21 protein-coding genes and 3 tRNA genes are annotated in these 21,811 nt (G+C 59.1%); 19 read left to right on the top strand and 5 right to left on the bottom strand.

Annotated features, from left to right (window positions below):
• The first annotated feature begins 3 nt into the window (after window positions 1-3).
• Together kdsA and eno are read left to right on the top strand one after the other, a co-directional pair.
• A complete protein-coding gene (kdsA, locus tag QC816_RS11365; RefSeq protein WP_199284694.1) occupies window positions 4-867 on the top strand; it encodes a 3-deoxy-8-phosphooctulonate synthase in 864 nt (287 codons plus the stop codon).
• 59 nt (window positions 868-926) lie between these two features.
• Window positions 927-2,216: a phosphopyruvate hydratase gene (eno, locus tag QC816_RS11360; protein WP_085918910.1), complete on the top strand. Its 1,290-nt coding sequence runs from the start codon at window positions 927-929 to the stop codon at window positions 2,214-2,216.
• 486 nt (window positions 2,217-2,702) lie between these two features.
• Here eno and fdxA read toward each other — a convergent pair whose 3' ends face one another.
• Entirely contained in the window at window positions 2,703-3,026 is a 324-nt protein-coding gene (gene fdxA, locus QC816_RS11355) for a ferredoxin FdxA (RefSeq protein ID WP_066321307.1), read from the bottom strand.
• Window positions 3,027-3,185: 159 nt separating this feature from the next.
• Window positions 3,186-5,756, bottom strand: a complete 2,571-nt coding sequence (gene mutS, locus QC816_RS11350) for a DNA mismatch repair protein MutS (protein ID WP_309782272.1) — start codon at window positions 5,754-5,756, stop codon at window positions 3,186-3,188.
• A gap of 110 nt (window positions 5,757-5,866) precedes the next feature.
• On the opposite strand from mutS, the gene QC816_RS11345 reads away from it, so the two are divergent.
• The 9 genes from QC816_RS11345 (at window position 5,867) to QC816_RS11305 (ending at window position 12,942) form a co-directional block, all read left to right on the top strand.
• Window positions 5,867-6,400, top strand: a complete 534-nt coding sequence (locus QC816_RS11345; RefSeq protein ID WP_268901099.1) for a CinA family protein — start codon at window positions 5,867-5,869, stop codon at window positions 6,398-6,400.
• A 90-nt stretch (window positions 6,401-6,490) separates the two neighbouring features.
• The gene (gene recA, locus QC816_RS11340) at window positions 6,491-7,558 is read left to right on the top strand and encodes a recombinase RecA (protein WP_066321310.1); all 1,068 of its coding nucleotides are present in this window, start codon (window positions 6,491-6,493) and stop codon (window positions 7,556-7,558) included.
• A 15-nt stretch (window positions 7,559-7,573) separates the two neighbouring features.
• Complete coding sequence (locus tag QC816_RS11335) at window positions 7,574-8,035, top strand: regulatory protein RecX (protein WP_309782270.1); 462 nt, start codon at window positions 7,574-7,576, stop codon at window positions 8,033-8,035.
• 157 nt (window positions 8,036-8,192) lie between these two features.
• Window positions 8,193-10,802 (top strand): alanine--tRNA ligase, encoded by a 2,610-nt coding sequence (alaS, locus tag QC816_RS11330; protein ID WP_309782266.1) that lies wholly within the window; start codon window positions 8,193-8,195, stop codon window positions 10,800-10,802.
• Window positions 10,803-10,875: 73 nt separating this feature from the next.
• Complete coding sequence (locus tag QC816_RS11325; RefSeq protein ID WP_085918905.1) at window positions 10,876-12,126, top strand: aspartate kinase; 1,251 nt, start codon at window positions 10,876-10,878, stop codon at window positions 12,124-12,126.
• 192 nt (window positions 12,127-12,318) lie between these two features.
• The gene (gene csrA / locus QC816_RS11320; protein ID WP_066321318.1) at window positions 12,319-12,507 is read left to right on the top strand and encodes a carbon storage regulator CsrA; all 189 of its coding nucleotides are present in this window, start codon (window positions 12,319-12,321) and stop codon (window positions 12,505-12,507) included.
• Between the two features lie 121 nt (window positions 12,508-12,628).
• Window positions 12,629-12,721, top strand: a tRNA-Ser gene (locus QC816_RS11315).
• 17 nt (window positions 12,722-12,738) lie between these two features.
• A tRNA-Arg gene (locus tag QC816_RS11310) sits at window positions 12,739-12,815 on the top strand.
• A gap of 50 nt (window positions 12,816-12,865) precedes the next feature.
• Window positions 12,866-12,942 (top strand) — tRNA-Arg (locus QC816_RS11305).
• Between the two features lie 115 nt (window positions 12,943-13,057).
• Here the strand turns inward: QC816_RS11305 and QC816_RS11300 are convergent.
• Window positions 13,058-14,008 carry a tRNA dihydrouridine synthase gene (locus tag QC816_RS11300; protein WP_309782407.1) on the bottom strand — a complete coding sequence of 317 codons (951 nt, stop codon included), beginning with the start codon at window positions 14,006-14,008 and terminating at the stop codon, window positions 13,058-13,060.
• Window positions 14,009-14,180: 172 nt separating this feature from the next.
• On the opposite strand from QC816_RS11300, the gene QC816_RS11295 reads away from it, so the two are divergent.
• From QC816_RS11295 to QC816_RS11285, 3 genes are all read left to right on the top strand, one after another.
• The gene (locus QC816_RS11295; RefSeq protein ID WP_268901097.1) at window positions 14,181-14,438 is read left to right on the top strand and encodes an OadG family protein; all 258 of its coding nucleotides are present in this window, start codon (window positions 14,181-14,183) and stop codon (window positions 14,436-14,438) included.
• Window positions 14,439-14,529: 91 nt separating this feature from the next.
• Complete coding sequence (gene oadA, locus QC816_RS11290) at window positions 14,530-16,344, top strand: sodium-extruding oxaloacetate decarboxylase subunit alpha (RefSeq protein ID WP_085918903.1); 1,815 nt, start codon at window positions 14,530-14,532, stop codon at window positions 16,342-16,344.
• A gap of 9 nt (window positions 16,345-16,353) precedes the next feature.
• The gene (locus QC816_RS11285) at window positions 16,354-17,673 is read left to right on the top strand and encodes a sodium ion-translocating decarboxylase subunit beta (RefSeq protein WP_085918902.1); all 1,320 of its coding nucleotides are present in this window, start codon (window positions 16,354-16,356) and stop codon (window positions 17,671-17,673) included.
• 60 nt (window positions 17,674-17,733) lie between these two features.
• Here the strand turns inward: QC816_RS11285 and QC816_RS11280 are convergent, their stop codons facing one another.
• Both QC816_RS11280 and QC816_RS11275 read right to left on the bottom strand, forming a co-directional pair.
• Entirely contained in the window at window positions 17,734-18,357 is a 624-nt protein-coding gene (locus tag QC816_RS11280; protein WP_309782261.1) for an IMPACT family protein, read from the bottom strand.
• A 15-nt stretch (window positions 18,358-18,372) separates the two neighbouring features.
• On the bottom strand, window positions 18,373-18,747 hold the full coding sequence (locus QC816_RS11275) for a LexA family protein (RefSeq protein ID WP_309782258.1): 375 nt from the start codon (window positions 18,745-18,747) through the stop codon (window positions 18,373-18,375).
• 251 nt (window positions 18,748-18,998) lie between these two features.
• On the opposite strand from QC816_RS11275, the gene ccmA reads away from it, so the two are divergent.
• Genes ccmA through ccmE form a run of 5 tightly spaced genes read left to right on the top strand, consistent with a single transcriptional unit; the run spans window position 18,999 to window position 21,796 of the window.
• Entirely contained in the window at window positions 18,999-19,619 is a 621-nt protein-coding gene (gene ccmA / locus QC816_RS11270) for a cytochrome c biogenesis heme-transporting ATPase CcmA (RefSeq protein ID WP_199284701.1), read from the top strand.
• 10 nt (window positions 19,620-19,629) lie between these two features.
• Window positions 19,630-20,361, top strand: a complete 732-nt coding sequence (gene ccmB, locus QC816_RS11265; RefSeq protein ID WP_264824476.1) for a heme exporter protein CcmB — start codon at window positions 19,630-19,632, stop codon at window positions 20,359-20,361.
• A gap of 13 nt (window positions 20,362-20,374) precedes the next feature.
• The gene (locus QC816_RS11260) at window positions 20,375-21,115 is read left to right on the top strand and encodes a heme ABC transporter permease (RefSeq protein ID WP_264824475.1); all 741 of its coding nucleotides are present in this window, start codon (window positions 20,375-20,377) and stop codon (window positions 21,113-21,115) included.
• Entirely contained in the window at window positions 21,115-21,324 is a 210-nt protein-coding gene (gene ccmD, locus QC816_RS11255; protein WP_309782254.1) for a heme exporter protein CcmD, read from the top strand. The genes QC816_RS11260 and ccmD overlap by 1 nt, the downstream gene beginning before the upstream one ends.
• The gene (gene ccmE, locus QC816_RS11250) at window positions 21,308-21,796 is read left to right on the top strand and encodes a cytochrome c maturation protein CcmE (RefSeq protein ID WP_309782405.1); all 489 of its coding nucleotides are present in this window, start codon (window positions 21,308-21,310) and stop codon (window positions 21,794-21,796) included. Before ccmD ends, ccmE begins: the two co-directional genes overlap by 17 nt.
• The last annotated feature ends 15 nt before the right edge of the window (window positions 21,797-21,811 follow it).

The raw sequence follows: 21,811 nt of genomic DNA, 5'->3' as shown, positions 1-21,811 counted from the left end.
AGCATGGCTTCTCAAGAGACATTCCAAGAGCACCATATCAACGTTGCCGGCCTAACTGCCGGCAATTCTTTGCCACTGATGCTGCTGGGGGGCATGAACGTCCTGGAGTCGGCTGAGCTGGCGGATGAAGTGGCCGAGACCTACGTCAAGGTGACGCAAAAGCTGGGCATGCCCTACGTCTACAAGGCGAGTTTCGATAAGGCCAACCGCAGCTCGATCCACTCCTACCGTGGACCGGGACTGGAAAAAGGCCTGCAGATCCTGGCGGATATAAAAGCCCGCCACGGAGTGCCGGTCATCACCGACGTCCACGAACCCTGGCAGGCCGCACCGGCAGCCGAAGTGGCCGATATTATCCAACTGCCAGCGTTTCTTGCACGCCAGACCGATCTGGTCGTGGCCATGGCCAGGACGGGGGCGGCGATCAATATCAAGAAACCGCAGTTTTTGGCGCCGCATGAAATGCGTCATATCCTCACCAAGTTCCGGGAAGCCGGTAACGACCGCCTGATGCTTTGCGAGCGGGGCACCAGTTTTGGCTATAACAACCTGGTTGTGGATATGCTGGGCCTGGGCGACATGAAGCAAACCGGGTCGCCGGTGTTTTTCGACGTGACCCACGCACTGCAGCGCCCGGGTGGGCGTGCCGATAGCGCCGATGGGCGCCGTGCCCAGGTGGCGGAATTGGCTCGCGCGGGCGTCGCGGTGGGTTTGGCCGGGCTGTTCCTGGAAGCGCACCCCGACCCCGATAATGCCAAGTGCGATGGCCCCTGCGCTTTGCCGCTGGATCAGCTGGAGCCGTTTCTGACCCAGCTCATGCAGCTGGATGCACTGGTGAAAGGCTTTGCGCCGCTGTCCATTCGCTGATGGCGCCGCCAAACGTGATACGTTAAACCTCCATTAGACCGACAACTAAGGACACTGTCATGACCAAAATCGTTGATATCCGTGCGTTGGAAGTACTCGATTCACGCGGTAACCCCACCGTTCAGGCTACCGTTCGCCTGGCAAGCGGTGCGGTAGGCGACGCCTGTGCCCCAAGCGGCGCCTCTACCGGCTCGCGGGAAGCGCTCGAACTACGTGATGGCGACAAGGCGCGCTACCTGGGTAAAGGCGTGCTCAAAGCAGTGGACGCGGTCAATGGCAGAATCCGTGAGGCATTGCTGGGGATGGACGCGCGCGATCAGCGTGGCCTGGACGACGCCATGCTTGCCCTGGACGGCACGGATAACAAGGCCAACCTGGGCGCCAATGCGATTCTGGCCGTATCGCTTGCGGCAGCTAAAGCCGCTGCCAATGCCAAAGGCGTGCCACTCTACGCGCACATCGCCGAGCTATACGGCCAGCCTGGCCAGTACCGCATGCCCGTGCCGATGATGAACATCCTGAACGGTGGCGAGCATGCGGATAACAACGTCGATATCCAGGAATTCATGGTCCAGCCAGTAGGCGCGGCCAACTTCCGCGAAGGCCTGCGCATGGGCGCGGAAATTTTCCACGCCCTGAAAAAGGTACTGTCAGCCAAGGGGCTTTCCACCTCGGTAGGCGATGAAGGCGGTTTCGCCCCCAACCTGGCGTCCAACGCTGACGCGCTGGCGGTTATCAAGCAGGCGGTTGCCGATGCGGGCTACTCGCTGGGCAGCGATGTGACGCTGGCGCTGGACTGTGCGTCTTCCGAATTCTACAAAGACGGTCAGTACAACCTTGCCGGTGAAGGCAAAAGCTACGACGCCCAGGGCTTCACTGATTACCTTGCAGGCCTGTGCGCGGACTACCCGATCGTGTCCATCGAGGATGGCATGGATGAATCCGATTGGGCGGGTTGGAAAGCGCTGACCGACAAGCTGGGCGATAAAGTGCAACTGGTGGGTGATGATCTATTCGTCACCAATACCAGGATTCTCAAGCGCGGCATCGACGAGCAGATCGGCAACTCGATTCTGATCAAGTTCAACCAGATCGGTTCGCTGTCGGAAACGCTGGATGCCATCAAGATGGCCCAGGACGCGGGCTTTACCGCGGTGATTTCCCATCGTAGCGGTGAGACCGAAGATACCACCATCGCCGATTTGGCCGTCGGTACCTGTGCCGGGCAGATTAAAACCGGCTCGCTGTGCCGTAGCGACCGCGTTGCCAAATACAACCGCCTGTTGGTGATCGAAGATGAATTGGGCGACGTCAGCTACCCGGGGATCAAGGCCATTAAAGGCCAATAAGGCAAGAAATGGCAGTGGCTTTGTAAGAGATGTCTCAAGATTTTGTAAGAGATCTCTTACAAATGCCGTCGAAAATCGCTCGATAGATGTAAGAAAAACAGAAATTTTTCACTAATTAAATTTTAAATATCTGTTTTTAAAGGTGTTTATGAAAAAGGGTAGGCCAGCATGGCCTACCCTTTGTCGTTTTGGACCGCCTTGTGGTGTCAGCCGGTTCTGCCACAATGCTCATCAAGGACAAGGGAGGCAAGGATGTCCCCCAGGCAGGATGCAACGGGATGCAGGTTGGTGCGCCGGGTGAAACAGTGATGTAAGTCCTGGCAAGGACAGCACCAAAGGAAGTTGACACAGGGAGTGGTCAAGAGGAAGTGCTTGGAGCGGGCGGCCTACGGGCCGCCTTTTTTTATGCCTGCCGCAGGCATAAAAAAACCAGCGCAGTCGCTGGTTTCTAAAAGGTGTGCAATGGCGACTCGATTCGCGCATCACTTACCGTTCAAGCTTCTCCAGCTTGCCGCTTTTGCCATCCCACTCCTCGGCATCGGGCAGCGGGTCTTTCTTCTCGGCAATGTTGGGCCACACTTCTGACAGTTCCGCGTTGATTTCAATAAACTGCTCTTGTCCCTCGGGCAGTTCATCCTCCGAATAGATTGCCTCGGCAGGGCATTCCGGCTCGCAAAGCGCACAGTCGATACACTCGTCCGGGTGGATCACCAGAAAATTGGGGCCTTCATAAAAGCAGTCGACCGGGCAGACTTCTACACAGTCGGTGTATTTACATTGGATGCAGTTCTCGGTAACGACAAACGTCATCTTGCTATCCCTCTTGCGGGACCAAGGGGACGCCCTTGGTCGTGGTCAATCGTGAATGGTTATAAATCAGCCGTTTTTTATAAGCTAAAAAGTATGGGCGACATTCTAGAGGTGCCCTAAGGCCGCGGCAAGCGCCGTGGCGATGTTCTGTTACGCGAATTAAAGCAGCTCGCGCCATTGATATAGCAGCGACAGAGCCTCTCGTGGCGATAAACCATCCACATCCGCGTTTTCCAGCGCCTCCACCACCGGGTGAGGTGCGCTGGCAAACAAATCATTCTGTTGAGGTGCGGCCGTTTGAGACAGTGGCATTTGACGCTGTTCCTCAACGTCGCGCTGTTCAAGGGTAACCAGCTTTTCACGCGCCCGCTGGATGACCTGGCTGGGCACCCCGGCGAGTTGGGCGACCTGCAAGCCGTAACTCTGGCTGGCGGGCCCTGACTCGATACGGTGCATGAAGACGATATTGTCGCCATGCTCGGTAGCGGTTAAGTGAATATTGGCCACGCCGTCGGCCTGGTCGGGTAGCCCGGTCATTTCAAAGTAGTGGGTCGCGAATAGCGTCAAGGCGCGGGCACTGGCCAGATGCTCTGCACTTGCCCACGCCAGTGACAGACCATCAAAGGTGCTGGTGCCGCGGCCGATCTCGTCCATCAGCACCAGGCTGTGCTCGGTGGCATTGTGCAGGATATTGGCGGTCTCGGTCATTTCGACCATGAAGGTCGAGCGTCCGCCCGCCAGGTCATCCGAAGAGCCGATGCGGGTAAAGATACGGTCGACGGGGCCTATTTCGGCAGCGTCCGCCGGGACAAAGCTGCCGCTGTGGGCCAGCAGTGCAATCAGCGCGGTTTGCCGCATGTAGGTTGATTTACCCCCCATGTTGGGGCCGGTGATAATCAGCATGTGCTGCTCGGGGGTGAGGGTCACATCGTTGGGCACGAAGGGATGATCACTCACCTGCTCGACCACCGGGTGACGACCGGCGTGGATGGTCAGACCGGTGGCCTCCACCAGGGTTGGGCGTACCCAGTTGAGTGCTTCGGCGCGTTCGGCAAAGGCGCACAGCACATCCAGTTCGGCCAGCGCCTGGGATGTCCGCTGCAGTGCGTTGAGATCCTCGTTGAGCTCGTTGAGCAGCTGGTCATAAAGCCACTTTTCCCGGCTTAGCGCGCGGGATTTCGCCGACAGCGCTTTATCTTCGAACTCTTTAAGCTCGGGGATGATAAACCGTTCGGCATTTTTCAGCGTCTGGCGGCGAATATAGTCGGCCGGGGCCTGCTGGGCCTGGGCCCGGGGCAGTTCGATAAAGTAGCCATGCACGCGGTTATAGCCGACCTTCAGGTTGGCAAGGCCGGTGCGCTCGCGCTCGCGCTGTTCCAGTTGAACCAGATAGTCGCCGGCGTTCTCGGCCAGGCCGCGGTGTTCATCCAGCTCAGCGTCGTACCCCTGGGCGATGACGCCGCCGTCGCGGATTACCACCGGCGGATTGTCGATCAGCGCCCGCTGGAGCGTATCGGTTATCTCCGGGTAGGGGCGAATATGCGGGCGCAGGCTATCCAGCAGGCTGCCGTTTTCGACCTCACCCAACTGCTGCTCCAGCGTGGGCAGCGTGGCCAGGGCATCGCGCAGACGCGCCAGGTCACGTGGACGGGCGCTATACAGCGCCACCCGGGCAAGAATACGTTCGACGTCACCCACGTCGTTCAGGGTATCGCGGATGGCCAGGTAGTTGGCGTCCAGGCTTAATAGCGCAACGCCTGCCTGGCGACCCTGAATGACGTCTCGTTGGCGCAGCGGTCGATTCAGCCAGCGCTTCAGCAGGCGCGAGCCCATTGCGGTTGTGCAGGTATCCAGAACGCTTGCCAGGGTGTTGTCAGTCCCGCCCCCGAGGTTGATATCGATTTCCAGATTGCGTCGGCTGGCGGCATCGATCACCACCGCGTCGTCACGGTTCTCGACGCTGATGGCCGTCACGTGGGGCAGGCGTGAGCGCTGGGTGTCCCGCGCGTAGTCGATCAGCACGCTGGCGGCGACCAGCGCTGTGGTCAAGTGCGCGCAGCCAAAGCCGCGTAAGTCCTGCACCTCGAACTGGTCGCACAAACTGCGCGTCGCACTCTGCAGGTCAAACAGCCACTCCCCCTGGCGGCGCAGGCCACGGGTCTGCGACCATGCGTCGGGCAGGGTAAGGCTTTCGGGGACCAGCAACTCAGCCGGCGATAGTCGCGTCAACTCGGCCAGCATCTCGGCTTCACCGTCGACTTCCAGCACGCTAAAGCGGCCGCTGGAAAGCTCAAGCCAGGCCAGCCCCCACTGTTCGTTGCCGGGCGCAACGGCCACCAGTACGTTATCGCGCCGGGCGTCCAGCAAGGCCTCGTCGTGCAGGGTGCCGGGCGTGACAATACGCACAACCTGGCGATCAACGGGGCCTTTGCTGGTAGCCGGGTCGCCAATCTGTTCGCAGATGGCAACGGATTCGCCAGCGGCGACCAGGCGTGCCAGGTAGCCTTCGGCACTATGATAGGGCACGCCCGCCATGGGGATGGGCTTGCCGCCCGACTGGCCGCGCTGGGTCAGGGTAATATCCAGCAGCGCAGCGGCGCGCTTGGCATCGTCGAAAAACAGCTCGTAAAAGTCCCCCATTCGGTAAAACAGCAGTACCTCGGGGTGCTCGCGTTTGATCTTCAAATATTGCGCGATCATTGGCGTGTGCGCGGGGCTGGCCTGTGACATGGACGTCCTAATTGAGCGGGGCGCAAGCGCGTGGAACTTGCTGCCTGTTCTTTGAGCAACTGAAACACAGTATTCTACGCTGAATTGATGACGCACATGAAGGAGCGACGATGTCACCCAGTGTCTCAAGCTTGATGAATCTGGATTTATCCCTGCTAGCCCAACGCCTGGGGCGCCTGTGCCAGCAGGCGCAACTGGAAGTGACCGCGGCCGAGTCGTGTACCGGCGGCGGCATTGCCAGCGCGATCACCTCGGTGGCGGGCAGTTCGGCGTACTTCACCACCGGCTACGTCACCTACGCCAATGCGGCCAAGACGCGTCTTCTGGGCGTGCCGGAAGGCACGCTGGACACCCATGGCGCGGTCAGCGACGTCGTGGTCAAGGCCATGGTGGCGGGCGCCTGCCGGGAAAGCGGTGCCGGGCTTGCGGTGGCCGTCAGCGGCGTCGCGGGTCCTGACGGCGGTAGCGAAGACAAGCCCGTGGGGACTGTCTGGCTGGCGTGGGGCAATGCGGACCAGCAGCAAGCCGAGCGGTTTGTTTTTCCCGGTGACCGTCAGGCCGTTCGTGAGCAGGCCGTGCGCCAGGCACTGGCAGGGCTGATAGTGCGGCTGGCGGAAAAAGTGGGTGACGGCAGCGAGAAATAATCGCGCGAAACACTAGCTGAGGATTTGTTTAGCGGCTAATCTTTGGCATACTACTGGCTAATTATACAGCTTATGATGAGGATTGACTGAATGGCTCAGGATGATAATCGCACCAAGGCGCTCAACGCTGCGCTCAGCCAGATTGATCGCCAGTTTGGCAAAGGCACGGTCATGCGGCTGGGCGACGCTCCCCGCGTTGTCATGCCGTCGGTGTCCACCGGCTCGCTGGGTCTGGATATCGCCCTTGGTATCGGTGGCCTGCCGTATGGCCGGGTGGCTGAAATTTTCGGCCCGGAGTCCTCGGGTAAGACGACCCTGACCCTGTCGGTGATTGCGCAAGCCCAGAAACAGGGCAAGGTCTGCGCATTCGTGGATGCCGAGCATGCGCTGGACCCCAGCTATGCTGAAAAACTGGGTGTTAATCTGGACGACCTGCTGGTGTCTCAGCCGGATACCGGCGAACAGGCGCTGGAAATCACCGATATGCTGGTGCGTTCCGGCGGTGTCGATGTGATCATTATCGACTCGGTGGCGGCGTTGACCCCACGTGCTGAAATTGAAGGCGAAATGGGCGATGCCCACGTTGGCCTGCAGGCACGCCTGATGTCGCAGGCGCTGCGCAAGATCAGCGGCAACATCAAGAATGCCAACTGCCTGGTGGTGTTCATCAACCAGATCCGCATGAAGATCGGCGTGATGTTCGGCAGTCCCGAAACGACCACTGGCGGTAACGCACTGAAGTTTTACTCAAGCGTGCGGCTGGACATCCGGCGCACGGGGTCGGTGAAAGTTGGCGACGAGGTCACCGGTAACGAAACCCGCGTTAAAGTGGTCAAGAACAAGGTGGCGCCGCCGTTCCGTCAGGCCGAATTCCAGATTCTCTACGGCAAAGGCATATACCACGCCGGCGAAGTCGTCGATCTGGGCGTGCAGCAGAACCTGGTAGACAAAGCCGGTGCCTGGTACAGCTACAAGGGTAAAAAGATCGGTCAGGGCAAGGCCAATGCGGCCCAGTACCTGGAAGAGCACCCTGACGTCATGGAAGAGATCGAAAGCCAGATTCGCGCCCAGCTGCTTGCCCAGCCCGAGCCGAAGAAAGAAGAGGCTGCCAAGAAGGAAGAAGCGGCTGACGCGAACGCCGAAGACGATCTGCTCTAAGCCGCGGGCGTCAGCATGTTCCCATCGTCCCACGAAGCCCCCCCCCGCGAGGTGGCTATCCAATTGCTGGCAAGGCGCGAATACTCGCGTACCGAGCTGGCGCGAAAGCTGGAACAGAAGACGTTTGCTGCTGAGGATATCGACGCCTGCCTGGACGCCCTGATCGAGCAGGGCCTGCAGTCGGATGAGCGATTTGCCGAAAGCTTCATTCGGTCGCGAGTGAATCGAGGGCAGGGCGTTATTCGCATCAAAGGCGAGTTGCGCCAGCGTGGTGTCGACCAGGAAATCGCCACGGCAGCGTTTGCGACCGTTGAGGAACGCGAGGCCGTCGACTGGTTTGAACTGGCCCGGGACACCCTGGCGCGGCGCTTCTCATCGCCTGGCGCTACCCCTAAAGAACGGGCTAAACGCGAACGTTTTCTGGCGATGCGGGGATTTGATTTTGACCAGATTCGCTACGCATTAGACTGCTTGTAGCCTGCTTTGCCGGGCGATTTAGCCTCCTTTCTGATAGCTCTGCCACTAACTGCGGCTTTAGTCGTTTGACAACTGCGCTATAATGGCGCTTTTGCGACCCCAGTGGGTAGCGGCGACAGCGCCCTGGGGCATCACGCTTTATTGTTACGGATACCCTATGAAGAGCGCAGAGATCAGACAGGCCTTTCTATCCTTCTTCGAAGAACACGGGCACACCATCGTACCCACGAGTTCGCTGGTGCCGGGCAACGACCCGACGCTATTGTTTACCAATGCCGGCATGGTGCCGTTCAAGGACGTTTTTCTGGGTCGAGACCCGCGCCCCTACGTGCGTGCCACCTCGGCGCAGCGTTGTGTTCGTGCGGGTGGCAAGCACAACGACCTGGACAACGTCGGCTATACCGCGCGCCACCACACCTTCTTTGAAATGCTGGGCAACTTCAGCTTTGGTGACTACTTCAAGCGTGATGCCATTCGTTTCGCCTGGACCTTTCTTACCGAGACCCTGGGGTTGCCCAAGGACAAGCTGTGGGTAACGGTACATATCAGCGACGACGAAGCCGAACGCATCTGGAAAGATGAGATCGGTATCGATCCTGAACGTTTTTCCAAGCTCGATGAAGATAACTTCTGGCAGATGGGCGATACCGGCCCCTGTGGCCCCAGTTCCGAAATTTTCTTTGACCACGGTCCCGAGGTCTGGGGTGGCCCGCCGGGAAGCCCGGAAGAGGACGGCGACCGCTACATCGAAATCTGGAACCTGGTGTTCATGCAGTTCGATCGCGACGCCGAAGGAACGCTTAACCCACTGCCCAAGCCGTCCATCGATACCGGCATGGGGTTGGAGCGTGTCGCGGCCGTCATGCAGGGCGTGCACTCCAACTATGAAATCGACCTGTTCCAGAACCTGCTCCAGGCCGCCGCAAGCGCCACTGGCTACGCGGATACCACCGCGCCTTCCTTGCGGGTGATAGCCGATCACATCCGTTCCTGCGCGTTCTTGATTGCCGATGACGTACTGCCGTCCAATGAGGGGCGTGGCTATGTACTGCGCCGGATCATTCGTCGAGCGATTCGCCATGGCCACAAACTGGGGGCGACAGAGCCGTTCTTCCACAAGCTGGTGGACGCACTCGATACGGAAATGGGCGATGCCTATCCCGAGCTGCGCGACGCACGCGATCAGATCACCCGTGTCCTGCTCAAGGAAGAAGAGCAGTTTGCCCGGACACTGGACCACGGCATGGGGCTTTTAAGCGCGGCACTCGATAACCTGCAGGGCGACGTATTGCCGGGCGAGACGGTGTTCAAACTCTATGATACGTACGGGTTCCCCTACGATTTGACCGCCGATGTGTGCCGCGAGCGCGAAGTCACGCTGGATGAAGAGGGCTTCCACCGTGAACTGGAAGCCCAGCGCGAGCGTGCCCGCGCGGCCAGCCAGTTTGGCGCCGACTACAGCGCTTCCATCGAACTGGACGGCGAAACCACCTTTACCGGCTACGACCGGCTGGAAGACCAGTCCAGCGTGACCGCTCTGGTGGATACTGAAGGCAATGAATTGGCAGCACTGGAAGCGGGGCAGAAAGGCGTTGTCGTCCTTGATCGCACCCCCTTTTACGGTGAATCGGGCGGTCAGGTCGGCGATACCGGTTACCTGCATGTCGACGGTGGGCGCTTCCAGGTCACCGACACCCAGAAACAAAGTGGCCACCATCTTCACCAGGGGATCATGGTCGAGGGCACGATGAGTGTCGGGGCCAAGGTGCGCGGCGAGGTGGATGCGAGCCTGCGTAATGCCACTGTTCGCAACCACTCGGCGACTCACCTGCTGCATCAGGCGCTACGCATGGTGCTGGGCGACCATGTGCAGCAAAAGGGCTCATTGGTTAATGCCGAGCGCCTGCGTTTTGACTTTAGCCACTTCGAGCCCATGACCGCCGAGCAACTGGCCGAAGTGGAGCGGCTGGTCAACGAACAGATCCTCGCCAACGCGCCGACCAAAATCGAGCAAATGAGCCTGGATCAGGCCAAGGCCAAAGGGGCTGCGGCGTTGTTTGAAGCCAAGTACGCCGACAACGTCCGCGTGCTGACCATCGGTGAAGATGACTTCTCGATTGAGCTGTGCGGTGGTACCCACGTGGCGCGCAGCGGCGACATCGGTTCTTGCCATCTGGTCAGCGAAGCAGGCATTGCCTCGGGCGTGCGCCGCATCGAAGCGATTACCGGCGAAAATGCCCTGGCATATTTCCGCGAACAGGAGGCCCGTGTCCAGCGGCTTGGGGAGCGGCTGAAGACCAAGCCCGAGCAGGTTGAAGCGCGCGTCGAAGGGCTGGTCGAACGCAATCGCAGTCTGGAAAAAGAACTTGAGCAACTCAAGGCCAAGCTTGCCAGCGCCGCCGGTAGTGACATGCTCAGCCAGGCGCAGGACGTTAACGGCGTTAAACTGCTGGCGACCCAGCTGGACGGCGTATCAGGTAAAGAGCTGCGCGGCGTACTCGACCAGCTGAAGAACAAGCTGGGCTCGGGGGTGATCATTCTTGGCGTTGCCGATACAGACACTGGCAAGGTCAGCCTGATTGCTGGGGTCACCAAAGACCTCACCGACCGGGTCAAAGCGGGCGAACTGGTTAACCACGTGGCCTCACAGGTTGGGGGCAAAGGTGGTGGTCGCCCGGACATGGCCCAGGCCGGGGGTAGCCAGCCCGATGCCCTCCCCGGTGCGTTGAACAGCGTACCGGCATGGTTGGAAAACACGCTTAGCTAAACAGACAGGCCGGTGGCATTATTTGCTATCGGCTTTTTTCTTCATACATGTCCAAACCACAGGAAAACGGCATATGGCATTATACGTACAGAAGTTCGGCGGCACCTCGGTGGGCTCTGTCGACCGTATCAAGGCCGTGGCGGAAAAGGTCAAAGGTTTCCGCGACCAGGGCCATCAGGTAGTCGTCGTCGTCTCTGCGATGAGCGGGGAGACCAATCGCCTGACCGATATGGCCCAAGCGCTAAACAGCGACCCCGCCCCGCGCGAGATGGACATGCTGTTGTCGACCGGTGAGCAGGTGACGATTTCCCTGTTGGCGATGGCGCTGCAGCAGGCAGGTGTGGCGGCAACGTCGCATACCGGTGCCCAGGTGGGTATCCATACCGATAGTGCCTATACCAAGGCGCGCATCCAGCGCATCGAAACCGAAGACCTGAGAGCCGACCTCGACGCCGGTCAGGTTGTCGTGGTGGCGGGCTTCCAGGGTGTCGATGAAGACGGCAACATCACCACGCTGGGTCGTGGCGGTTCAGATACCACCGGTGTGGCCTTGGCGGCAGCACTGGGCGCCGATGAGTGCCAGATCTACACCGACGTCGACGGCGTGTACACCACCGACCCCCGTGTCTGTTCCAAGGCGCAGCGTCTGGAAAATATTACCGTCGAAGAAATGCTCGAGCTATCAAGCCTGGGCTCAAAAATACTGCAAATTCGCGCGGTCGAATTTGCTGGCAAATACAACGTTCCCCTGCGGGTGCTGTCGAGCTTTGAAGATGGCCCCGGTACCCTAATTGTTGCTGAAGCAGACAAAGACGAGGATTCCATGGAAGAACCGCTGATCTCCGGTATCGCCTTTACCAAAAACGAAGCCAAACTGACCCTGCTCAACACGCCTGATGTGCCGGGTGTTGCCTCACGTATTCTGGGCCCGATTGCCGACGCCAATATTGAAGTCGACATGATCGTTCAAAACGTGGCCCCGGCAGGCGATTACACCGACTTCACGTTTACTGTGGCCAAGGGTGATTACAAGGCCACCAAGAAGCTGCTTGAAGAGACGGTGATTCCAGGCCTGGGCGGCGGTGAATTGCGTGGTGACGACAACATCGCGAAAGTATCGCTGGTGGGTGTCGGTATGCGTTCTCACGCGGGCGTGGCATCGAAAATGTTTCGCGTGCTGGCTGACGAAAACGTTAATATCCGTATGGTGTCGACCTCCGAGATTAAAATTTCGGTAGTGATTGACGAGAAACATATGGAGCTGGCCGTGAATGCCTTGCACAAGGCATTCGGCCTGGATAAGTCAGATATCGAATCTGAATAACATTAACGCCTTATACCTTCTACGCTGAAGGGTACTTGCTGCCGTGTGGTGGTGAGCTTTCTTTCAACGGGAGGTTAAGGTGTCATGGAGCCGGTGCCTTTGGTGGCAGGGGGTAGCATGCCGCATAATGGCATGGTACCGCTGCCGGCGGACACATCCCGTTGTATATAACGTCTGAGAAGGAGATCAGCCATGCTCATCCTAACCCGCCGTGTCGGCGAAACCCTGATGATCGGGGATGAAATCACCGTCACCGTACTAGGTGTGAAGGGTAACCAGGTTCGTATCGGCGTCAATGCGCCTAAAGACGTGGCGGTTCATCGTGAAGAGATATACCAGCGTATTCAGCGCGAACGAAGCGGTGAAAGTGAAGCCGAATAAGCGCTGTTTGATGGTGCGATAGTGCCGCGTTTTACGCGTAAGGTAAGGCCGGCGCGAAAAAAATCCGAGCAGGGCTGGACAACTTCCTGCCAAATCGGTAATATTCGCGCCGTGCCGTTAAGGAGAGGTGGCCGAGTGGCTGAAGGCGCTCCCCTGCTAAGGGAGTATAGGGTTTATAGCCCTATCGAGGGTTCGAATCCCTCTCTCTCCGCCAGCCGCACACCAAGGTAAGCGCCCGTAGCTCAGCTGGATAGAGTATCTGACTACGAATCAGAGGGTCGGAGGTTCGAATCCTCCCGGGCGCGCCACCTTTTTAGATGTTGTTTTACCTATATAGCAAACGTGGAATAGCATCCACGCGCCCGTAGCTCAGCTGGATAGAGTATCTGACTACGAATCAGAGGGTCGGAGGTTCGAATCCTCCCGGGCGCGCCAGATTCCAAACCCGTCCTTTTCAAGGGCGGGTTTTCTGCTTTCTAGACAGGCTCAAGTGCCACGCGCTTGAGTCTCGTGCTCGTTTAGCGCCCCACTTCACGGTAGGGCGCTTTTTTTATGCCGGTTCGGCCATCCGGGTTGGCACCACAAGGCTATCAAGCAGGGTGTCCAGATCGGTAATCCGCTTGACGCGCTGAAAGTGAAGGTTGGCTTCCGCGTTGCCTTGGCGCATCTGTGCAAGCCACTGCTTAACGAGCGATACCACCACTTTCTTAGGCAACTGTTGACGCTGACGATGAGCGTATTGCTTGAGAACGTTGGCGCGCATTGACCAAGTGGTGTCGGCCAGGCGCTCGCCGGTGCTCTGCCAGTGTCGTATCCTGGGCGCCAGCCAGGGATCGGCCAGGGCGCTGCGTCCCAGCATGACATCACGGCATCCTGAGAGCGTGCGCGCTTTCCAGTAATCTTCCAGGGACCAGATATCCCCATTGGCCACCACGGGCAGTGAAACGCGGTGTCGGATCTTGGCGATCCATTCCCAGTGAGCGGGTGGCCGGTAGCCTTCGTCACGGGTACGCCCGTGAACGACGAGCCGTGCGGCGCCGCCGGCTTCAGTGGCCTGGGCGCAGGCAACGGCCAGGCGGCGGTCAGAAAACCCCAGGCGGATTTTTGCCGTCACGGGAATTTCGCCGTCGAGGGCGCAAGCAACCGCTTTCACGGCCTGGTAAACGCGCTCGGGCTGGCGCAGCAGCGATGCGCCGCCGTCGTGACGGTTGACGAGCTTGGCCGGGCAGCCGAAATTAAGATCAATGCTGCGCGCCCCGAGTGCCAAAGCCTGGCGGGCATTGGCAGCGAGAGCCACCGGGTCGGCGCCCAGGAGTTGCAGGTGAACGGGAATGCCGCTGGGTGTGGCAACCTGATCGCGGGCGAGTTCAGGGCAGTGTTTGTAAAACACCCGAGGGGGTAAGCGGGCATCGACGACACGCACAAATTCCGTCACCGTCCAGTCAAACCCGGGCCTGACCGTCAGCAGCTCGCGCGTGACAGCATCGATCACACCCTCCATGGGGGCTAGTCCGATTTCGCCTTTATGTAGTAAATTAACAACCATGACTTACACCATCGCGCCATTGCATTCTTCAGGGGGTGTGGCAGGTTAGTGTATTCCCAGCATTGCGCCAAGCGTCAATGAGCGGTCGCGTTGATGGTCTTATTGGCTACCAGATAGGAGAAGCCTTATGCAGGACCCGGAATTATTACACGAAGGCCTGGGGCTTATGGCGTTAGGCATGGGGTTTGTGTTTGTTTTTCTTGCGATTTTAGTTTTTTTGCTGACTTTGATGTCAGGCATTATCCGGCGTTTTCAGCCTGCCCCCGCGCCGGTTGCGCCTGGTGGTAGCGCCAAGCCTGCCTCCCCAGCAAAAGGGCAGGGCGATGAGACGCTTGCCGTGATTAGTGCTGCAGTGCACCGTTATCGCTCGAAAAGACGTCGTTAACTTTCATCTTTTGTTGGGGTGCTCCGCGCAAACCGCATAATTTTTTGTTATTTTTACTACAAATAAACATTCCTTGACTACGAGCCAAGCCATGAACGAAACAAAAAGACCACTAGGCATTACCGATGTCGTGCTGCGCGACGCCCATCAGTCGCTGTTTGCTACCCGCTTACGTCTAGCCGATATGCTGCCGATTGCCGAAAAGCTGGATAAGGTCGGCTACTGGTCGCTGGAAACCTGGGGCGGCGCGACCTTCGACGCCTGCATCCGTTATCTGGGCGAAGATCCCTGGGAGCGCATCCGGGCACTCAAAGAGGCGATGCCGAACACACCGCAAGCGATGTTGCTGCGCGGCCAGAACCTGCTGGGCTATCGCCATTACGCCGACGATGTGGTCGATAAATTCGTCGAGCGCGCCAAAACCAACGGTGTCGATGTATTTCGTGTCTTTGATGCCATGAACGACCCGCGCAATCTGGAGCGCGCCATCAAGGCGGTTCGCCAGGTGGGCGGTCATGCGCAGGGGACTATTTCTTATACGGTTAGTCCGGTACATACCCTGGATAGCTGGGTCGACCTCGCCAAGACCATCGCGGCCATGGGTGCGGATTCGTTGGCTATCAAGGATATGGCGGGTCTACTCACGCCTTACACCGCGTTTGAACTGGTCTCGCGTCTCAAGAAAGAACTGTCGATTCCCGTACACCTGCACTGCCACGCTACCACGGGGCTTTCCACCTCGACCATTCTCAAGGCGGTCGAGGCGGGCATCGATAACGTTGATACCGCCATTTCGTCGATGTCGATGACTTACGGCCACAGCCCCACTGAATCGGTGGTGGCGATGCTCAAGGACACCGACCGCGATACCGGGCTCGACCTTGAGCTGCTGGAAGATATTGCCAGCTATTTCCGTGGCGTGCGCAAGAAGTACGCCGCCTTTGAAGGCTCCCTGCGTGGCATCGACTCGCGGATTCTGATCGCCCAGGTACCCGGCGGCATGCTGACCAACATGGAAGGCCAGCTCAAGGAGCAGGGCGCGGGCGATAAGCTCGACGATGTTCTCACCGAAATACCCCGCGTACGCGAAGACCTGGGCTTTATTCCGCTGGTCACGCCGACTTCGCAGATTGTCGGCACCCAGGCAGTGATGAATGTCATGATGGAGGAGCGCTACAAGTCGATTTCCAAGGAAGTCCAGGCGTTGCTCAAAGGCGAATACGGCGCCGCACCTGCGCCCTTCAACAGCGAGCTGCAACAGCGCGTGCTGGAAGGCAGCGAGCCGATTACCTGCCGCCCGGCGGATAATCTCTCGCCGGAAATGGACAAGCTGGCCAGCGAACTGAAGGACAATGCCAAGGCCGACGGCATTCGCCTGGCCGACGGCGATCAGCAAGTCGACGACGTGCTGACCTACGCGCTGTTTCCGCAGATTGGCCTCAAGTTCCTCAAGAACCGGGATAATCCCGACGCCTTTGAGCCCGAGCCCCAGGCAGCCGAGGCGGAAACGGCCAGCGGGCCTGCCAAAGGGGAAAGCAAAGCGCCTGCCGCCAGTAACGGCCCGGAAACCTATACCGTCAAGCTCAACGGCAAGGCGTTCGTTGTGGAAGTCGCCGAGGGTGGTGACATCAGCAACGTGCAAGAGCAGGCAGGTGCATCTGCCACCGCTGCCAAGGAAGAAGCACCGGCCCCCAGCGGCGAGGCAATCACCGCCCCGCTCGCTGGCAACATCTTCAAGGTCAATGTTCGCCAGGGCGACACCGTCGAAGAAGGTGACGTGGTGATTATTCTCGAAGCGATGAAAATGGAAACCGAAGTGCGCGCCAGCAGTGCCGGGACCGTTTCGGCTGTTAGCGTCAGTGAAGGCGACAGCGTTGTCGTTGGCGATACGCTGATCGAACTTTAAGGACCTCGCATGGATAAATTACTGACCCTATGGCAAGGCTCCGGGCTTTATAACCTGGAACTGGGCCAAGCCGTGATGGTGATGGTGGGCCTGTTACTGCTCTATCTCGCTATCTACAAGAAGTTTGAGCCATTGCTGCTGGTGCCGATTGGTTTTGGTGGCATTCTCGCCAATATTCCGGAAGCCGGTTTGGCGCTGTCCGCTCTTGAACAAGCGATTGATGTGGGGCGCCCCGCCGTGCTGGAGCAGCTTGCTTCGGCGTTGGGGGGCAGCCTCGACACCCAGGCGAGTATCGAGAGCTGGCGCACGAGCCTTCAACAGATGATGGCCAATGGCGCAGCCGAACAGCTTGCCACCGCAAAAGCCGTGGCCAATGGCGCGGGCTATGGCGATGGTTTGCTGTACATGTTTTACACCGTGGCGATTACCTCAGGCATTGCACCGCTGATTATCTTCATGGGCGTTGGCGCCATGACCGACTTTGGGCCGCTGCTGGCCAATCCGAGAACGCTGTTTCTCGGCGCCGCCGCGCAGTTCGGGATCTTTGCCACCCTCTTCGGGGCCGTACTGCTGTCGTCGATGGGCTGGATGGATTTCTCGCTCAACCAGGCGGCTGCCATCGGCATTATCGGCGGTGCAGATGGTCCGACCTCGATCTACGTCTCGAGCATGCTGGCGCCTGAACTGCTGGGTGCGATTGCCGTGGCCGCGTATGCCTACATGGCGCTGGTGCCGTTGATCCAGCCGCCGATCATGCGCCTTCTGACCTCCCAGAAAGAGCGCGAGATCACCATGACGCAGCTGCGCCCGGTGTCGAAGCTCGAGAAGATTGTGTTTCCGCTGCTGCTGTTGATCCTGGTGGCGTTGTTTCTGCCCGATGCGTCGCCGCTGCTGGGGATGTTCTGCTTTGGCAACCTGATGCGCGAATGCGGCGTGGTCGAGCGGTTAAGCGACACGGCGCAAAACTCCCTGATCAATATCGTGACGATCATGCTCGGGCTGGCAGTGGGCTCCAAGCTCATGGCCGACAGCTTCCTGGCGGTTGAAACGCTGGGCATCATGGCGCTGGGGATCGTCGCCTTCGGGATTGGCACCACGGCAGGCGTGCTGATGGCCAAATTGATGAACCTGGTGAGCAAAATGCCGATCAACCCATTGATTGGCGCGGCAGGCGTTTCGGCGGTGCCCATGGCCGCACGTGTGGCCAACAAGGTGGGACTCGAGTCCAACCCGCATAACTTCCTGCTGATGCACGCCATGGGGCCCAACGTGGCTGGGGTGATTGGCTCGGCGGTAGCCGCCGGGGTGATGATCAAGTACTTGGGTTAGGCTAAAGGGCCTCGCCCATAGCAAAACGGCCGCCCCCTTGAGGGGCGGCCGTTTTTTTGCTTAGTCGTTGATGACCTGCGCGGTAATGGACTGCTTCAGGCGGCTTTCCAGTGGTGTTAAGTCAAGCTCGCAATCACTCGGCCAGCCGATGGTGAGCGCCACTCCCTTTCCGTCATACTCGGCGTTGACCACGGGAATGGCCTGTTCGTCGCACCACCCGCGGGCAACGGATTCGTCGGCGAAGGAAAAGCGCACCCGGTAGTGAATGCGTTGGATGATTTCCCGGGTGCCAAGGGTGTCGAGTGCCTTGTTTACCGCTTGGGCATACGCCCGGGCCAGCCCGCCGGTACCCAATTTGGTACCGCCAAAGTAGCGGATGACCACGCAGCCGATTTCGCCCAGCTGACTACCTTGCAGCGAGTGAAACATGCGCCGACCGGCGGTGCCGCCGGGCTCGCCGTCATCGGAAAAGCCAATCTGCTGTTGCTCGCCCGGGGCGCCGGCAATGTAGGCCAGGCAGTGGTGGCTCGCACTGGGGTGTGCCTGTTTGGCGGCCTTTGCCAATGCTTCCACGGCGTCAAGCTCAGGGGTATGGGCTATCCAGGCAATGAAACGGCTCTTCTCAACCTCGATCTCGTCAATATGCCAAGTGCCTGGCGGCAGTTGGGGGACGCGATAGCGCATGATTATCCCGGCAATTTAGTGTGTCACGGGATGATGCTCAATTCCCATGAACATGCCAAGTACCTGAATATCGCGATTATGCAAAAACACTTCGGGGTGCCGGGCATCATCCAGCCACAGGCGTACGCCCGCCCGGCTGATGGATAGCTGCTTGAGGGCGAGGCTTTGCTGATTGATTTCGGCGATAACCGTCTCGCCCTGACTGTCGTCCTGATAGCGCCGAATCACGATGACGTCGCCATCGAACAGGTTGCAATCGGCCATCCGGTTGCCGCGTACCTTCAGCGTATAGGTGTTACGGCGAGTCATTCGCGCTGCTGCCGACGGGATCGAATAGGCGGTTGGCGTCGGGCGAGTCGTCGGTATTGCGGCGTTCATCGACATGTTCATCGGCTTTCTCCAAATCAGCGCCCGGTCCCTAGGCAAGATCTATCGGTAGACACGATACGGTTGTTAGGTTTTTACATGTTCTTTCATACAGTATTTGTCCAGTATAAACCTGTTTTTGCATACAGTGCCAGAAATAATTATCCAGTGGTTTGGCAAACCGACCTATGCGAGCGTCGAAGACCGGCGCGACTAGCGGGGAAATGGCTTTGAGTGTAGAGTTCAAGCCAGTATTTGATTGCGTGGGGTGGCATGTGTCGCTGAGTTTGCAAGGCCGTCAATTGGGTTGTGAGCGCGATGGCCGCTGGCTCTTTGAGGGGCTGGATATTGACGTCAATCGCGGCGATATATGGCATGTAGCCGGCCCCAATGGCAGTGGCAAGACCACGCTGTTAAAAGTGCTGGCGGGGCAATTCAATGACTATTGCGGGTCGCTCCACTGGCAGGGCAAGCCGCTTGGTCAGGGGCGTGAACATTTTGCCGCCAACATGCTTTATCTGGGGCATTCGCCGGGCGTGAGCGCGGGCCTGACGCCGCTGGAAAACCTGGCCTGGTACCAAGCGTTGCACGATGAATGTAGCGACGAGGTACAGCGCGAAGCCGCCCTTGCGACCATGGGGCTTGAAGGCTTTGAAGATGTTCCGGTGGGGCATTTATCAGCAGGCCAGCAACGCCGCGTGGCGCTGGCAAGGCTGAATCTCACTCCGCGTGTGCTATGGATACTGGATGAGCCCTTTACGGCCATCGATCAGGCGGGCGTCGAGGCGCTGGAGGCGCAGCTGGTCGCCCATGCCAGGGCTGGTGGGGCCGTGGTGATGACGACCCATCACGTACTCGAGATTGACCATCCACTGCGTCATGTTGCGTTGGGCTAAGGAGCCAGAGTTGCCGCCTTCAGAAACCACACAGCGCGTTGCGGTCCTGGCCGAGCCGACATCCAGGCGCCTGGGCGTCGCCTTTGGCGCTACCCTGGTGCGTGATCTCAATCGCGTTCGCCGTCGGCGCGGTGACGTGCTGAACCCGTTGGTCTTCTATGCCTTGGCGGTTAGCTTATTTCCCATCGGTATTTCACCCGAGGCAGAGCTGCTGGCTGTCATGGCGCCGGGGCTTTTATGGGTCACGGCGCTGCTCGCCACACTGTTGTCGCTGGATGGACTTTTTCGCAGTGATTTCGATGACGGCAGCCTGGAGCAGATGATGCTTTCCCCTCAGCCGCTTGCGGCGCTGAGTGTCGCCAAAGTGGCTGCCCATTGGCTAGTTACCGGTTTGCCGCTGGCGCTCATGGCGCCGCTGCTGGGTATCATGCTGGCACTGCCTTTCCAGAGTGTCGGCGTGCTGATGGCATCGTTAGCGCTGGGCAGCGCCAGCTTGAGCCTCATCGGCGGCATTGGCGCGGCATTAACCGTCGGTTTGCCCCGGGGTGGCGTGCTACTCTCGCTACTGGTACTGCCGCTGTATATTCCGGTGCTGATTTTTGGCACCGGGGCGGTTCAGGCGGCAATCCAGGGCGATACCGCATTGCCTCACCTGGCGATGCTTGGCGCCTTGCTGGCGGCAGCGCTGATATTTGCTCCCTGGGCCATCGCCGCGTCGCTGCGTATCAGTATTAACGGGTAGGGATGAGCACTGTATGTGGGGCTTGATACATAAGCTGGGGTCGCCAAAGTGGTTTTATTACCGGAGTGCAGCGCTGCAGCCCTGGTGCTGGGGCGTGGCCGCCGCGTTGCTGCTGGTCGGCAGCGTATGGGGGCTCGTCTTTGCCCCCGCCGACTACCAGCAGGGCAACAGCTTCCGCATCATTTATGTCCATGTGCCCGCCGCTTTTTTGGCCCAGTCGGTGTTTGTCGCCATGGCCGTTTCCGGGCTTGTTTTCATGGTCTGGAAAATCAAGATTGCCGATATGGCGGCGACTGCCATGGCCCCATTGGGGGCGGCCATGACCTTTGTCGCGCTGTTTTCCGGCGCGGTGTGGGGCGTGCCAACCTGGGGAACATGGTGGATATGGGACGCCCGATTGACGTCCATGCTCATTCTTCTGTTTTTATATATAGGGGTGATAGCACTGCGCGGTGCCTTTAGTCGTCGGGATAGCGGTGCGCGGGCGGCATCGGTGCTGGCAATGGTTGGCGTGATCAATATTCCCATCATCAAATACTCGGTGGACTGGTGGTACACCTTGCACCAGCCCGCCTCATTTACCCTGACCTCCCGCCCCGCAATGCCGATGGAAATGTGGCTGCCGCTGTTGATGATGGTGTTGGGCTTTTACGGCTTCTTTATCGCCCTTACGCTTACCCGTACGCGCAGCGAAATACTCCGTCGCGAAGCCAATACCCGATGGGTGAGAGCGTTGCTTGAGGAGGTTAACTGATGGTGGCCTCGTTGGCTGAATGGGTATCCATGGGTGAGCACGGTGTCTACGTGTGGTCTGCCTGGGGTATCACGGCCTTGTTTATGCTGGGCCTGACGCTCCATGCCCGGCTGGAACGTCGACAATTGCTCAAACATCTCAAGCGGGTAGCGCGCCGCCAAGCCTCACCCCCGCAGCAAAGAGGGCATGACGATGACCCCAAAGCGTAAGCGCAAGCTTTATGTGATTGTCACGCTGGTCAGCCTGGCAGCAGTGGCCGTGGGCCTGACCCTGTATGCGCTGCGGGCCAACATCAATCTGTTTTTTAGCCCCGTACAGATTGCCCAGGGCGAGGCCCCCGTGTCGCGTTCCATCCGTGCGGGGGGCATGGTGAAAGTCGGCTCGGTATCCCGCGATGCCGATAGTTTGAATGTCGAATTTACCGTTACCGATTACGTGGGTGATCTGCACGTTGATTACCAGGGTATCCTGCCCGACCTGTTTCGTGAGGGGCAGGGCGTGGTCGTGGTGGGGGAGCTGCAGGGGGATGGCCGTTTTCGTGCCGATGACGTCTTAGCCCGGCACGACGAGAACTATATGCCGCCCGAGGTCGCACAGGCCCTGGAAGAGGCCGGTTACTCGCCCGCCGATTTTCAGGCCAGGGCCGCCGAGGTGAGGCAACCGCGCGAGGACGATACGTGATGCCCCGCTACCTCG

The organism is Vreelandella janggokensis (assembly GCF_031451615.1).
GTDB classification, from domain to species: domain Bacteria; phylum Pseudomonadota; class Gammaproteobacteria; order Pseudomonadales; family Halomonadaceae; genus Vreelandella; species Vreelandella janggokensis.
The sequence above is the reverse complement of the archived record's forward strand: the minus strand, read 5'-3'. Positions and strand labels throughout refer to the sequence as shown.